Raw genomic sequence first — 14,140 nt, forward strand, 5'->3', positions numbered from 1 at the left:
AGACCACAGACGGGTGAAACATATGTCAGCTACAGCTACAGTGGCTACAACACCTGAGGGTATTCCTGTAATTATATTAAAAGAAGGATCAAGTAGAACTTATGGTAAGGAGGCACTCAGGATAAACATAGCCGCGGTAAAAGCAGTAGAAGAGGCACTAAAAACAACATACGGACCTAGAGGAATGGATAAAATGCTTGTGGACAGCCTCGGTGATATAACAATTACAAATGATGGTGCAACTATATTAGACAAGATGGATTTACAGCATCCAGCAGCTAAACTGCTTGTTCAGATAGCCAAGGGCCAAGATGAAGAAACTGCTGACGGTACTAAAACTGCTGTAATATTTTCAGGAGAATTAGTTAAGAAAGCAGAAGAATTACTTTACAAGGAAATTCATCCAACGATAATAGTCAGTGGTTATAAAAAAGCAGAGGAGATGGCTATAAAGACAATAGAAGAAATTTCAACGAAAGTCTCAGTTAATGATACTGAAATTCTAAGAAAAGTTGCTCTTACGTCTCTAAGCAGTAAAGCAGTAGCGGGAGCAAGAGAACATTTAGCTGATATAGTTGTAAAAGCCATAACACAGGTAGCAGAATTAAGAGGAGATAAATGGTATGTTGACTTAGACAACGTTCAGATTGTTAAGAAGCATGGCGGAAGTATAAATGATACACAGATAGTGTATGGAATTATCGTTGATAAAGAAGTGGTTCATCCTGGTATGCCAAAGAGAGTTGAAAACGCAAAAATAGCATTATTAGATGCTTCTTTGGAAGTTGAAAAACCAGAACTTGATGCAGAAATAAGGATCAATGATCCTACACAAATGAAGAAATTCCTTGATGAAGAGGAGAACATATTAAAAGAAAAAGTAGATAAAATAGCGCAGACAGGTGCTAATGTAGTTATTTGCCAGAAAGGTATAGATGAAGTAGCGCAGCATTATTTAGCTAAGAAGGGAATTCTAGCAGTGAGAAGAGCAAAGAAGAGTGACCTAGAGAAATTGGCAAGAGCTACAGGAGGTAGAGTTGTATCTAACATTGACGAATTAACATCGCAAGATCTAGGATACGCAACACTTGTTGAAGAGAGGAAAATTGGAGAAGATAAAATGGTCTTCATAGAAGGAGCTAAGAATCCAAAGGCTGTTAGTATCTTAATCAGAGGTGGCTTAGAGAGAGTTGTAGATGAGACAGAAAGAGCATTAAGAGATGCCTTAGGAACAGTTGCAGATGTAGTTAGAGACGGAAGAGCTATAGCAGGTGGTGGAGCAGTAGAAACCGAGATAGCTAAAAGGCTGAGGAAATATGCTCCACAAGTAGGAGGAAAAGAACAATTAGCAATAGAAGCCTATGCAAATGCTTTAGAGAGTTTAGTTATGATATTGATAGAGAATGGCGGATTCGATCCAATTGAATTACTAGTAAAACTCAGGAGTGCTCATGAGAATGAGACAAACAAGTGGCACGGAATAAATGTATATACAGGACAGATTCAAGACATGTGGTCATTAGGTGTCATTGAGCCTGCAGTAGTCAAAATGAACGCAATAAAGGCAGCGACTGAGGCATCCACATTAATCTTAAGAATAGATGATTTGATCTCAGCTGGTAAGAAGAGCGAAGGAAAGACGGGAGAAAAGAAAGAGTCTGAAAAAGGTAAAGAAGAAGACTAAGTAACTTTTTTTACCTTTATTATACTGTGCGATCTAATATTAGGAGAAACTAGAATAGCTTCTCCTACATCAAGTTTATCCAAAAGTTGTAGTTGATCCTTATCTAAGCTTAATGAGTCTGAAATGACACGTTTATCTATATTAGACTTAATTGTGTGTATTATTTTAATATTAGTGTTCTTTATTACCTCCTCATCTATACTAGAAGGAGACTGTGTTATTATGCAAAGACTTACATTATACTTCCTTATTTCCTGCAACGCTCTCTTTAGCATCTCATTCTTGTTGTTAAAGTAATTATGAGCTTCCTCTATTACTAATAATATTTTCCTATCTGAATTATTTGATCTCTCATAAAACGTAAACAAAAATTTCATCATGAATAATGAATACAATCTTCTAAGTTTCAGATTATATATGAAGCTTAAATCTATTATATTACCTCCTGATAGCTTCTCTCCTATATCATAATAAGTATATCCTGTATCAAGTGAAAATAGCTTTCTTGCAAGTGGAGTAGTTAAAAGATATAGCTTTCTACCTAATGCAAATTTTATATCTCTTATCATATAAGATTCAGTTTGTATACTTTCTAAAATTATCTTTAGAGTATCTGTATCTAACTTCCTGTATCTTTTCAGTTGTTCTATTACTAAATACAATATAAATGATTGAGGTTCAGTTAACTCTAAGGTATCCTTAAATATATCAATAATATCTTCAGTATCTTGCTCATCCAAAGGTATGGGATTCAGTGTTAAAATATTTCTTCTAGAATAAACCTTAAATTCTGGTAATAGATGCTTGTATTCGCCATGCCAATCTAGAATTACTACATCGAAACCCTTTTTTAATAACTCTTTGCTAATAAGAGCTGCACTATTTGTCTTACCACTACCAGTTGACCCAAAGATACTTATATGTCTAAGAACATCTTTAGAGTTAAAGCCTATTTGTATTCCATAATTATTTATAACTTCACCTAATTCTATGTCATGATTTTGTAATAATATTTCCGAATCAGGTATAGTGTATCTTTTCTCAAATACATAACCGTTATAAATCAACGCTCCAGTGACTTTCATGAGTGGAACAAACATATTCAGATTAACTTGAGAAATTTCAAGTGATATATGTGGTGCGACACTTTCCAACATGTTCTTTAAAGTATTCACTTCTTTGATGAAGTCCTCATCTTTATATGAACTATCGACCTCTGTATAAAAAGTAATACCGCTACCAGGAAGTGGATCAAAAGACGTGAGTATAACTATCTTTAGCCTTCTATCCTTATGTCTACTTATTGTTTCAACCAACTGTTTTAACTCTTCAGAGTAGTCTAACTGTTGATCGTTTACATTCTTTTTACCTACTAACTTAAATCCTATATATGCGATGGTTTTCCCATTTATGCTTATTTTATTTATTGAATTTTTAATCTCAAAATTCAAAATTATATTTTTAGTTTTAGTAAATAACTTATATTTACTAAAAAGAAATAAGGCTAGAATGAATAGAATAAGAAATACAGAGATAAAAACGAGAAATAATTTAGAGAATGTTATAATATTCAATGAGTTTAACAGAACGAAAATACCTGCAAATAGCAAAATTACAGCAGGTAGTCTATTTTTCATGCTAAAGAGGAACTACTTATTTATGAGAGCCACTCTAATGAATGTATAGTATTCTCCGAAAGTAGCTCCCTTAATTTTTTGTTTAATTTAAAGCTTTTATTTACATGACCTTTTTCCGTGTTGCAACAAATTATTTGGTACATGGTTTCAGATGGTTTCTCTCTCATAATGTTAAGTGCTTTTGAAATATTATCTGTACCTAGTAATAAAAGTAAAAATAATACAGTTCTAGATTTTATTCTAATATTTTTATATTGAATTAAATATTTATATAATTCACAGGCATGAGAAATAAATACTTCATCTGGTAATTCGAGTAAAACTTGTGAAACACAGCTTTCATCTACATATATGAATTTCTTCAAATCCGATTGATCTTTCATATCTATACTAATTATTTTATACGTCTTAGCCACCATGATTTATTGGTAAAATATCTACTATATCTCCGTCCTTTAACTTACTATTTAATAATCTATAGTCTACACCATTTATTAATAAAATATATCCAGATCTTATCTTATTACCATTAATTAATAACTTCTCTTCCTTATCCAACTCTTTTAATATATCTAATAAATTATCGGTTTTCAGGGAAACAACAAATTCATCTCTTCCTAACCTTGTTGCCAGAGGACCTTTTAGCCTTATCTTCACACTCATTCTTATGTTTCACTCTCTAAATCTTCCTCTAATTCTTCACTTGCTTCTTGAGCTTCCACTTTATTCTTAGAAATTTTAACATATCGTGTTAGATATCCTGCTATTCTATTCTTAACTTTTTTAGAGCTTACATTTACGTATTCATTTACTAGCTTTTTGTTATCGTCATATTTATCTGACGCTTGATCCTTAAATTTATCATAAAGCTCTCTTGCAACTCTTTTTATATCTTTCGTGTATACATTGCCCATCAATAACACCTTATATATAATAGATAAATAAAAACAGCTAAAAATTTAATCTCCTGATGGTCCGCTTTTTTCTTTTGAATAGATACTTTCTTTCACCTTATACACATCGCTCTCTTTTTTAAACCTAGACCTCAATTTTTCAAGTATAATTGGCAGAGTCGTATATTCCATTTCAGTAGGCTCCAATCTATGAGGCATAAATGGACCGTGCCTTCTCATATAATCTGTAATGGTATTTGCTAATCTTCTAACTTCATCAAAAGCAGGATCATCAAATAAATCTGATGGACCTACTAACTTTCCATTTTTAACGTTAAAACCTAACCCTATAAGCCTTGGGGGACCATCAAATCTAGTAGCCCTAGCATCTCTCTGAGATACTGGAATAAGAGGACCATAGTGACTACCTCTCATCCAACCAGGAACAAGATGAGGTAGCGTAAATGCCTCTAGAGCTTCACCTAATGCAGGCAAACCATGTTGCAATCTAACTATGGTTACTGGATCGTCTTTTCCTACATACTTTCCTGCAATCAAATTTAATCTTTCTATAGATACTACAGCTCCTAAAAGGTTATCCTCACTTCTATATATTCTTCTAATTACATATCTTGACGGAGTTCCGATTAAGGCTAGTAGATCATAAAGCTCTAGAGGAGCGTTTAACACAACTGCTTCTCCCTGGTATACATCTAGAACTTCAAATTTGAATCCGTTATGCATAGTCGGATCTATTACAAGACCTGGCGTATTAAATGGGTCTGCAAACATTTTATAGAGAGGCAAGTTAAAGGCTCCAGGTTCTGTCTTATCTGCCATAAATATAGCTATAGGCTCTGACGGTCTTTCCTCTACTTCTATCTCAGCTACACCTGGTCCTAGCCCTCTAACATTTCCTGAGAAGGAGTCTGATAAAAGATCCTGACCAGCTGCGTATAAACCTAACTCCTTTGCAACCTTTGCTGCCTCTTTAAAAGCGTTCCAAGCAGTTTCATGAACCTTAGTATCCAGTTCTCCTCTAGTATGAGTCATTATGAGCTCTAGGTCATCACCCACGTGAGTTATGTAATAATCTATAAGTAGACCTTGACTCTTGGCTTCAGCTAGAACTTTACTTGCTGCTGCCATAGTATCTGGATGTACAACATGATGTCCAGCTAAACTGCCTATATCTGCTTTTATTACACTAATTGTTGTTTTCATTACCCATTTTTTACCTTAAAATAATATAAGTTTTATGTAGATTCCTCTTCCCTAGAGATTTTCATAGAATAATATTCTCCGGTCTCCTTTTGCAACCTATCGAGATAGCTTCCAAATTTGTTAACTCTGGGTCTTCCACTATCTGAATCCCTCCTGAATGTAATGCCCAATTCTTTTAGGAATTGGTTCATTCCCGTTGCTAAGCTTTGAGGAGATCTAGATATTCCCTTAGATCCAGGAACACCAGAAAATACCATAATTCTATCAGCTATATAGTCATGAATTGCTAAATCATGATCTACAACAAATGTAACACTTTTCCTCTCTCTACTAACTCGTTTTATTGCTTTAGCAACTATATACCTTTCCTCCACATCCAAATATGAAGACGGTTCATCAATAACATATATGTCAGCCTCTTTTGCCAAAGCTCCTGCTACATATAATTTTTGCAACTCCCCTCCACTTAGATCCCTTACATTTGACTCTAATATTCTGTGTAAATTTAACCTCTTTATGACCTCTTCAAAGAACCAAGATGATGAGGACAAAATATCCTTTCTTACATTTTCTAGGTATTCCTGAACAGTACCTTCATAATTAGGAGCTAGTCTCTGAGGCTTATAAGATAACGTTAAACCTTCAGTTAGTACATTACCATAATCAGGAGTTATTTCAGAAACTAATATTCTCATAAAAGTCGTTTTACCTATTCCATTAGGTCCTACTATACCTATAATCTCTCCCTCTCTTGCATTTCCTTCCTCAATACTTAAAGAGAATCCATTTAGTTGTTTTTCCATTGCCGTCCAAATAACTTTTGTAACTGCATGTGGGTTAAGATCTAATTCAGTTAACTCACGTAAATTAAATTTAATTGCGTCTGATCTAATTTGAATATTTTCTGCAGGTAAATAACCATGCAAAAAATTATTTATCCCAACCCTGGAACTATAGCTTTTTGATACTCTACCATATACTGAGCTTTTACCATATATTATATGAATGACATCCGCCAAATAATCTAGGACTATTAAATCGTGCTCAACAACTATAGTGTATCTTCCTTTAGTTAACTCTCTTATTGCTATAGCTAAATTTATTCTCTCTCTAATATCCAAATATGAGGAAGGTTCATCAAACAGATATACGTCAGCATCTCTTAATAATGAAGCTGAAACCAAAAGTTTTTGAAGTTCTCCGCCACTTAGGACACTTACGTCCTTTTCCCAAAAAGGTGTTAAGTTTAACATTGACTTTACTTCATCAATTTTTCCTCTTTGATCAACTTTAGTCAACAGATCTTTCACACTTCCCTTTAGATACTTGCTAGCATATTCCACGTATTGTATTTTATGCACTACTTTCAGTTTATTATTATACAATGATTGAAAATAATTATAAATTTCCTTTCCCTTAAACCTATCCAATACTTGATCTTTAGTTAATACCTCTTGTGGATTTCCAAAGTTAGGTATTAACTCCCCGCTTAATATCCTTAAAATAGTAGATTTACCTGTACTATTTTTACCTAATATTCCAATTATACTTCCTTTCTTCGGCGTTATCATACCAAATAACTTAAATCCATTTACCTTGTATCTATGCGTTTCATCTTTCCCATATTCATCTGGTAGGTTTACAATATCTATCGCATCAAAAGGACATTTCTTAATACATATTCCGCAACCAATACATGTCTCCTCATAAATAATTGGTTTTCCTTTCACTATCTCTGATAACTCAATGGCTTTGCTACCTGATTTATTAATAGGGCAAAAAGCTATACATTCTAGTCTACATTTATCAGGTTTACAATAATCATAATTTATTACAGCAACTCTCACAGGTTCATCACGCTTTAGTAAAAATATTTATAGCTTAAAAAATCTTAAATTACCATTCTTCTTCCCAATCTTCCTCTTCTTCCCAATCTTCCTCTTCCTCGAACTCCTCAAATTCCTCTTCCCAATCCTCCTCAAATACCAAAACATCCACCACATCAAGACACTATTATATTACTTATAAAATTAACCTGCTAAAAACCAATTACGAATATAATGCTAATATATAGATGTATGTTCATACTAATAAAATTAAAGCATTCAAGTTGTAAACTGATATTTGATAAGAAACCATATAATAGTATTGAGGTTCTCTTGACACTTTATTATTTATCATGATTATAAGCAATTTTTAGACCAAGGTTATATATTCATACATATAATTAGATGAATTTAGATGGACCCGTAGCTTAGCCAGGACAGAGTGCCAGTCTCCGGAACTGGTGGTCCCGGGTTCAAATCCCGGCGGGTCCGCTATAGGGTACCCATACCCCCATTTTCATCTATATGAATTTAATATAAATTTCAACTGTCCAGATTAAATAATCAATATAAATTTCCTTTTCCTCACCACTCATATTATATATACACAAACCTTTAACTTTCCTCGTATTTATAAGGAACAAATAAGCTAATGTTATACTCTAAAGTTTGCACTTTAACTATAAGTTTTGATTTCACACTTATTATCACTATGAATCATGAAAATTTTTAGAAATTTATTGAGAAACCATAAGAAGCGTAAAATGTTCCATCAAAAAACTGTATCTCTAAAACCTTTGTGAAATGAATTAAAAAATAGATTATGAAAAATAAAAGTTCTAAAATATACTATTCTTCTTCAAGTTCGATTCTTACTGTTTCTTTAGTTAATGAAATAACTATAGCAGAGATTACTCCATAAATAAATACCATCAGTGCTATGTAAGGCCATGCGAGTAGATAATTATTGTTAAATAATGCGTAAATGTAACTTGCTATCACTGGTGCTAATCCCCCAGAAATAGGAGTAGATAAATGGTAGCTAAATGACGAACCAGAGTACCTGTATCTTGTAGGAAATTGCTCCGAAAAGAATGCAGAGTATACTGCATAACCTAAGTATCCGGTTGATATCAATACAGATCCTAAAACCATTAATCCGATATCTTTAGTATTCAGTAACATAAAAAATACAAAGATTAATATACTCGATACTACTGTCGAGATAATAATAACTGGTTTCCTTCCTACTCTATCAGCAAGGATAGCACCGACAATAATCAGGAACATTCCCACTATACTCGCAATTAATATTAATTCCTGCGGAAAAGATTGAGGAAATCCTAAGGCAATAATATAATATTGAACGAAACTTATAATTACGTAAAATAGAGCATTATTATACGCCCAGCCTAATGCTAGTAGTAGAACAGTTCTCCATTCGTTCTTTATAAGCCTTGCAAAAGGAATATTTAAAATAGCTCTTTTTTGAATAATTTTTTTGAACACAGGACTCTCTAACACTCTATATCTAATCAATGCACCAATTAGTAAGATCGCTGCGCCTATATAATAGGCAACTCTCCATCCCCAATCAAAAAATGCTTTACCGGGAAAACTGACTTGTAATCCTATAAATGCGACGCTAGCAGCTATAATTCCTAATGGAACACCTTGCTGAACCCAGCTAGCCCAGAAAGCCCTATATTTACTTTTTGCAGCATATTCAGTTACTATTGTTGAAGCTCCGCCCCATTCTCCACCAACAGCTAAGCCCTGCAATAATCTAAATATTATCAATAAGATTGGTGCAAAGATACCTATTCCTGGCCACGAACCTGTTGACAAATAAGGTGGAGTTAGACCTATACCTAGAGTACCTAGACCCATCAAAAGCAAAGTATATACAAGAGTTTCTTTTCTACCTCTTTTATCACCTATATTTCCAAAAATTATTGCACCAATTGGCCTATCTAAAAAACCTGTACTAAATATTAATAAAGAGTATAAAAGAGCTACACCAACATTTTGAGAATTAAAATAAATATAAGGCCAAACTGTTGAGGCAGCAGTCGCAGATATGAAAAAATCATACCATTCTATTGTTGTACCTATAGTACTTAAAGTAGCCACTTTTATTATATCTGATCTAGTGTACCCCTCCACATAATACTAAACGTTTTGACTCTTTATAAATCTTAATTAATATTACTATTTTAACATTATATAAGTTCCTAGAATAACTTTTAAAAGATTAAAGATAAAAGTTTTAGCAAAATATAGTTTTATTAGCTAAGAAACAGTATTTAAGCTCTGTATATCGATATATCTAAAATGCCGTTAAGTTCGTAAGAGATTAATAAATATTTTAGTAGGAGTATTATTTAGAAAAAGAGAATGATAATCAGAGTGCTAATAAGAATTCTTAAACCAAGTTGGTTCTTTTTTAATTTAAAAATAATTTCCCTTATTTATAGCATTCTATGTTTACTAGTTTAAAGTTAAACTATGATATAAAAACTATTTTTCATAAATTCTTTCACAGGTGATTATTACACATATGACAATTAAAAGAAAACGACTTGAACATCCTATGAGTTCACTACGCCGGGGGCGGGATTTGAACCCGCGCGTGGAAGACCCACACTGGCTCTCCAGGCCAGCCCCTTAGTCCGCTCGGGCACCCCGGCATTATTAAGATTATACGAGATACCTATAAAAATAATCAAATCAAATTAGCTCAATTTCTATGTATACATCGTCAGGTACTCTGACTCTCATTAATTGTCTCATAACTCTTTCGTCCGCTGCTATATCTATTATTCTCTTATGTACTTTCATTTCCCAATGTTCCCACTTTTTCTTTCCCTCGCCATGAGGAAGCCTCATTACCGGTACTTCCATCCTAGTTGTCGGCAAAGGAATGGGACCACTAACTTGAATACCAGTTTTTTGTGCCATATTTCTTATCTGATTAACCACGAAGTTCAAACTGTCAATATTACTGCTCCATAATCTTATTCGGGCTTTAGTAGGCATAAAAACACCTAATTTAAAAATATTATTACTTTACCTCTACTTTTCTTGGTTTAACATCTATAATAACTCCAACACCGATCGTCTTACCCATATCTCTCATTGCGAACCTGCCTAGTGCAGGGAACTCTCTAAACTTCTCTGCCACTAACTCCTTTATAGGTTTGAACTTAACAATAGCTGAGTCTCCAGCTTTAATGAATTGTGGATTCTTCTCTGCCTCTTTACCGGTCTTTGGGTCAATTCTAGATGTAATTTCGGATACTCTGCATGCTATACTGGCAGTATGAACATGTAAAACTGGAGTGTAGCCCACTCCTACTGCTGTAGGATGCCAAATTACGATCACTTGCGCAGTAAACTCATCTGCAACAGTTGGTGGGTTTTGCACACTACCAGCAACGTCACCTCTTTTAACATCTTTCTTCTCAACGCCTCTTACGTTAAATCCTATATTATCACCTGGCTCAGCTTTATCTATTTTTGTATGATGAGTCTCAATAGATCTTACTTCTCCTATCTTGCCTACTGGCATAAAGACAATCTTATCACCTACTTTAAGTACACCAGACTCTATTCTTCCAACTGGTACTACACCAACTCCAGAGATCGAGTATACTTCCTGAATTGGAATCCTTAATGGTTTGTCCACTGGCTTTGGTGGAATTTCTAACTGATCTAAAAGTTCCTCTAATGTAGGACCGTTGTACCAAGGCATTTTTGTAGATTTATGAGTTACATTTTCACCGTCTGGTGCGACTACAGGAACAAACTTAACTTTATTCATATCGAATCCAAAGCTCTTCATAAACTTAGATACTGTATCTACAATTTCTTTAAACCTTTTTTCATCGTATGGTGTATCGGCTAAGTCCATTTTATTAATAGCTACTATAACCTGATTTATACCCATAGTCTTTGATAATATTATATGTTCTCTAGTCTGTCCTTCAGCACTCATTCCTGCCTCATACTCTCCTTTCTTTGCAGATACTACCAAAATTGCAGCGTCCGCCTGGCTTGCACCAGTGATCATGTTTTTGACAAAGTCTCTATGACCAGGCGCATCTATAACAGTAAAGAAGTATTTTCTAGTTTCGAATCTCATGAAAGATAGATTTATAGTAACTCCTCTTTCTCTCTCTTCCTTAAGTCTATCCATTAAGAATGCATACTTCTCGGAGTCCTTACCTAGTTTCTTTGCTGCTTCCTCAGCCTCTTTCACAGTCTTCTCGTCTATGAAACCTCTGTCCATTAGTAGTCTTCCAATTAAAGTACTCTTTCCATGATCTACGTGTCCTATGACGATTAAATTAAGGTGGGGCTTCTGTGACATACTAATTACCTCTTACATTTTTATAACTAGACTAGCATTAAAAGTTTAGCTACAATTTTACCTAGAGCTTAACGCTATTCTCTCTATCTCTTCTTTCTTCCTTATTGCTACACTCTTATTATCATTATTTGCTGCTGCAATTATTTCTTCAGCCAACGCTTCTTCTATGGGTTTGGGATTGTTAAATGAAGCTTCGCTAGCTCCAGTAACTAAATGTCTTAATGCTAAGTCTACTCTTCTCTGGGGCGCTACGTCTACAGCTACATAGTAAACTATTCCACCGTACATTATACGGGTTACTTCCTCTCTTGGAGCAGCATTCTCAATTGCTCTCACTAAAACTTGGATTGGATTCTGACCAGTCTTTACTGCTATAATATCAAATGTTGTTTTTACTATGTTATACGCAAGCATTTTTTTACCTTTATTCCTACCTGGTCTCATTAAGTTATTTATCAATCTTTCTACTATAGGTATTCTTGATTTTCCAAATCTCCTATGCTCATGTCTACCTCCAGTATGTGGTAGGTATATAGACATTAAATCTATATATTTCTTTAAACTCGGATCTCTAACTTCAACCTTAGTGTCCCACTTTCCAAATACCTTAACGTTCAAATTTGAAACTTCAATATTCTCAACCATCTCTTTCTCCTCATTTACTTTACTGCTACCTTAAATATATTATGAAGGGTTTAATAGAGTTTGTGTAGTAATAATTTATTAATGCAACCTGCAAAAGATGAGGAGTTATTAAGAGTTAAGAAAGTTGATGCATTCTTCTATCCTTTGAGAGGAATACCTACTATGGTTCTTTATCTTGAAGATGACAGAGAATTCAAAATGTTTCATATACCGCAAGAAATAGTATTAATAGTGAATAAATTGCAGGGAAAAGAAGAATATGAACAGGTACTGGGTTTTGATAGAAGGGAGAGTATTTATGATGTACTATATGATGTAATGTCGTTTTCCACAAACATAAAAGATAGCATAAAAAATGTAATCAATCGTATAATAATTGATGATGTAATAAGAGAATACGGAGTATATGTTGCAACTGTAGAGTTCAAATTTGATGGTATAATAATTGAAAAGAAACTAATACCTAGTCACGCAGTTGCATTAGCTCTGCTTTTCGATAGACCTATATTCATAAGAAGAAAGTTAGTTGATGAGCAGGAAAAAGAAGAGAATAAGGAAGGAGAAGGAACTTAGACAATAGTGTGTAGGATTATTTAATGAAAGTAAGTTCAAATTTAAAAAGCATTAAAATATATAGGCTTACCTCGAAATTTACCTTACTGGTTTCTGCTTCTTTCCCTTATACAAAGCGTCTAAGGAAACCCCGTTAACCATTACTACTTTATATCTAACACCAGGTAGATCACCCATTGACCTACCTAATGTACCACCTATACCTGCTATAACGACTTCATCGTGCTCATCTATGAAGTTAACACCACCGTCCCCAGGAACAAATGCTGTAACTATTCTTCCATTTTTAACTAGCTGTACTCTAACTGCTTTTCTCACTGCAGAATTTGGTTGCCTAGACTCTATACCAACTTTTTCTAAAACTATACCTCTAGCCATTGGTGCGCCTTCTAGTGGATCAAATTTCTCCTTTAGTGCCAACATTCTTCTCTTAAAGGACCTCTGGCTCCAGCTAAACTTTAGCCTTTTTAATCTCAATTTCCTTGCTGCAAACAAACCTTTTGGAGATTTACTACCTGCCAACCTGATCACCTAATTATACTACAACAACAGAATCAATATCCAAATACCTTTTTAATATTAACTTAGCCCTTTCAACATTTCTTCCATTCTTACCTATAGCTATTCCTTTATCCTGCGGTTCTACTGTTATATACACAGTCTTTTTCGAGTTAGATTGAACCACTTTTATTGTTTTGACTCTTGCAGGGGACATTAGATTCTTCACTAAATCTTCAAGGTTTTCTTGGTATCCTACAATCTCAACAGATTTATTTATCAATTTTTCTAGCTTTCTTACATTAAGACCATTCTTACCTATAGCTACTCCCATACTCTCTGGATTTATTAGCAATATAACTCTGTTATTTCTGTCATCTATTATGCAGTCCCTTGCGGTAACTCCGGTTATATCTTGGAATAAAGACATGTATTTTAACTCTTCTGAAGTTAATTTAATTTCTGGCACTCATTGCTTCACCTCTTTAATAAACTCTAAAATTTTTGATTCCCCTTCATCAACTATACCTATAACAGATACCATAAAAGGTTTACCGCATAATGTCCCTAATTCATATCCGCTACCTTTATAGAGATAAATTGGAATAGCAGAAAATTTTGAAAATGTCATAATATCGTCTTTTAGATCCTGCCTTAGTGTAGAAGAAACTATTACTCCCTTCACCTTACCTGTCTTCAGCAATTTCAATGTCTTCCTTGTTCCTAAAATTACCTTACCACTTCTGAGAAGTGTTTTTAATTCTCCTTCAAAACTTTGAGACATTCAT

At 34.0% G+C, this 14,140-nt stretch carries 16 protein-coding genes and 2 tRNA genes; 3 read left to right on the forward strand and 15 right to left on the reverse strand.

The features are described 5' to 3' along the window. The first annotated feature begins 22 nt into the window (after positions 1-22). Positions 23-1,684 carry a thermosome subunit gene (locus SUSAZ_03010; protein ID AHC51054.1) on the forward strand — a complete coding sequence of 554 codons (1,662 nt, stop codon included), beginning with the start codon at positions 23-25 and terminating at the stop codon, positions 1,682-1,684. Here SUSAZ_03010 and SUSAZ_03015 read toward each other — a convergent pair. Genes SUSAZ_03015 through SUSAZ_03045 form a run of 7 tightly spaced genes read right to left on the reverse strand, consistent with a single transcriptional unit; the run spans position 1,681 to position 7,436 of the window. Beyond that, the gene (locus tag SUSAZ_03015) at positions 1,681-3,321 is read right to left on the reverse strand and encodes a hypothetical protein (GenBank protein ID AHC51055.1); all 1,641 of its coding nucleotides are present in this window, start codon (positions 3,319-3,321) and stop codon (positions 1,681-1,683) included. The two genes, SUSAZ_03010 and SUSAZ_03015, sit on opposite strands and share 4 nt — an antisense overlap. Before the next feature lie 20 nt (positions 3,322-3,341). Beyond that, positions 3,342-3,740 carry a hypothetical protein gene (locus tag SUSAZ_03020; GenBank protein ID AHC52437.1) on the reverse strand — a complete coding sequence of 133 codons (399 nt, stop codon included), beginning with the start codon at positions 3,738-3,740 and terminating at the stop codon, positions 3,342-3,344. Continuing rightward, complete coding sequence (locus tag SUSAZ_03025; GenBank protein AHC51056.1) at positions 3,730-3,984, reverse strand: hypothetical protein; 255 nt, start codon at positions 3,982-3,984, stop codon at positions 3,730-3,732. Before SUSAZ_03025 ends, SUSAZ_03020 begins: the two co-directional genes overlap by 11 nt. A gap of 2 nt (positions 3,985-3,986) precedes the next feature. After that, positions 3,987-4,235 carry a 30S ribosomal protein S17 gene (locus tag SUSAZ_03030; GenBank protein AHC51057.1) on the reverse strand — a complete coding sequence of 83 codons (249 nt, stop codon included), beginning with the start codon at positions 4,233-4,235 and terminating at the stop codon, positions 3,987-3,989. A gap of 45 nt (positions 4,236-4,280) precedes the next feature. After that, positions 4,281-5,438, reverse strand: a complete 1,158-nt coding sequence (locus SUSAZ_03035) for a fructose-1 6-bisphosphatase (GenBank protein AHC51058.1) — start codon at positions 5,436-5,438, stop codon at positions 4,281-4,283. Positions 5,439-5,470: 32 nt separating this feature from the next. Then, positions 5,471-7,285, reverse strand: coding sequence for an ATPase (locus SUSAZ_03040; protein AHC51059.1), 1,815 nt, complete (start codon positions 7,283-7,285; stop codon positions 5,471-5,473). Between the two features lie 49 nt (positions 7,286-7,334). After that, entirely contained in the window at positions 7,335-7,436 is a 102-nt protein-coding gene (locus SUSAZ_03045; GenBank protein AHC51060.1) for a hypothetical protein, read from the reverse strand. 245 nt (positions 7,437-7,681) lie between these two features. Here SUSAZ_03045 and SUSAZ_03050 point away from each other — a divergent pair. Continuing rightward, a tRNA-Arg gene (locus SUSAZ_03050) sits at positions 7,682-7,756 on the forward strand. A 357-nt stretch (positions 7,757-8,113) separates the two neighbouring features. On the opposite strand, the gene SUSAZ_03055 is transcribed toward SUSAZ_03050, so the two are convergent. The 5 genes from SUSAZ_03055 to SUSAZ_03075 all read right to left on the reverse strand — a co-directional run bounded on the left by SUSAZ_03055 (position 8,114) and on the right by SUSAZ_03075 (position 12,281). Continuing rightward, a complete protein-coding gene (locus SUSAZ_03055; GenBank protein ID AHC51061.1) occupies positions 8,114-9,406 on the reverse strand; it encodes an MFS transporter in 1,293 nt (430 codons plus the stop codon). A 463-nt stretch (positions 9,407-9,869) separates the two neighbouring features. After that, a tRNA-Ser gene (locus SUSAZ_03060) sits at positions 9,870-9,954 on the reverse strand. Between the two features lie 40 nt (positions 9,955-9,994). After that, on the reverse strand, positions 9,995-10,303 hold the full coding sequence (rps10p, locus tag SUSAZ_03065) for a 30S ribosomal protein S10 (protein AHC51062.1): 309 nt from the start codon (positions 10,301-10,303) through the stop codon (positions 9,995-9,997). 25 nt (positions 10,304-10,328) lie between these two features. After that, positions 10,329-11,636 carry an elongation factor 1-alpha gene (gene tuf, locus SUSAZ_03070; protein AHC51063.1) on the reverse strand — a complete coding sequence of 436 codons (1,308 nt, stop codon included), beginning with the start codon at positions 11,634-11,636 and terminating at the stop codon, positions 10,329-10,331. 57 nt (positions 11,637-11,693) lie between these two features. Next, positions 11,694-12,281 (reverse strand): 30S ribosomal protein S7, encoded by a 588-nt coding sequence (locus SUSAZ_03075; GenBank protein AHC51064.1) that lies wholly within the window; start codon positions 12,279-12,281, stop codon positions 11,694-11,696. An 81-nt stretch (positions 12,282-12,362) separates the two neighbouring features. Between SUSAZ_03075 and SUSAZ_03080 the strand changes: the two genes are divergently transcribed. Further along, positions 12,363-12,854 carry a hypothetical protein gene (locus tag SUSAZ_03080; protein ID AHC51065.1) on the forward strand — a complete coding sequence of 164 codons (492 nt, stop codon included), beginning with the start codon at positions 12,363-12,365 and terminating at the stop codon, positions 12,852-12,854. A gap of 78 nt (positions 12,855-12,932) precedes the next feature. Here the strand turns inward: SUSAZ_03080 and SUSAZ_03085 are convergent, their stop codons facing one another. The 3 genes from SUSAZ_03085 to SUSAZ_03095 are packed head-to-tail and all read right to left on the reverse strand — an operon-like array spanning position 12,933 to position 14,136. Beyond that, positions 12,933-13,376, reverse strand: a complete 444-nt coding sequence (locus tag SUSAZ_03085; protein AHC51066.1) for a 30S ribosomal protein S12 — start codon at positions 13,374-13,376, stop codon at positions 12,933-12,935. Between the two features lie 13 nt (positions 13,377-13,389). Continuing rightward, the gene (locus SUSAZ_03090) at positions 13,390-13,821 is read right to left on the reverse strand and encodes a transcription elongation factor NusA (GenBank protein ID AHC51067.1); all 432 of its coding nucleotides are present in this window, start codon (positions 13,819-13,821) and stop codon (positions 13,390-13,392) included. Beyond that, entirely contained in the window at positions 13,822-14,136 is a 315-nt protein-coding gene (locus tag SUSAZ_03095) for a 50S ribosomal protein L30 (protein AHC51068.1), read from the reverse strand. It lies immediately after the preceding gene. Between the last annotated feature and the right edge of the window lie 4 nt (positions 14,137-14,140).

Origin of the sequence: Sulfolobus acidocaldarius SUSAZ (assembly GCA_000508305.1) — an archaeon.
In the GTDB taxonomy this organism is placed as follows: Archaea; Thermoproteota; Thermoprotei_A; order Sulfolobales; family Sulfolobaceae; genus Sulfolobus; species Sulfolobus acidocaldarius_A.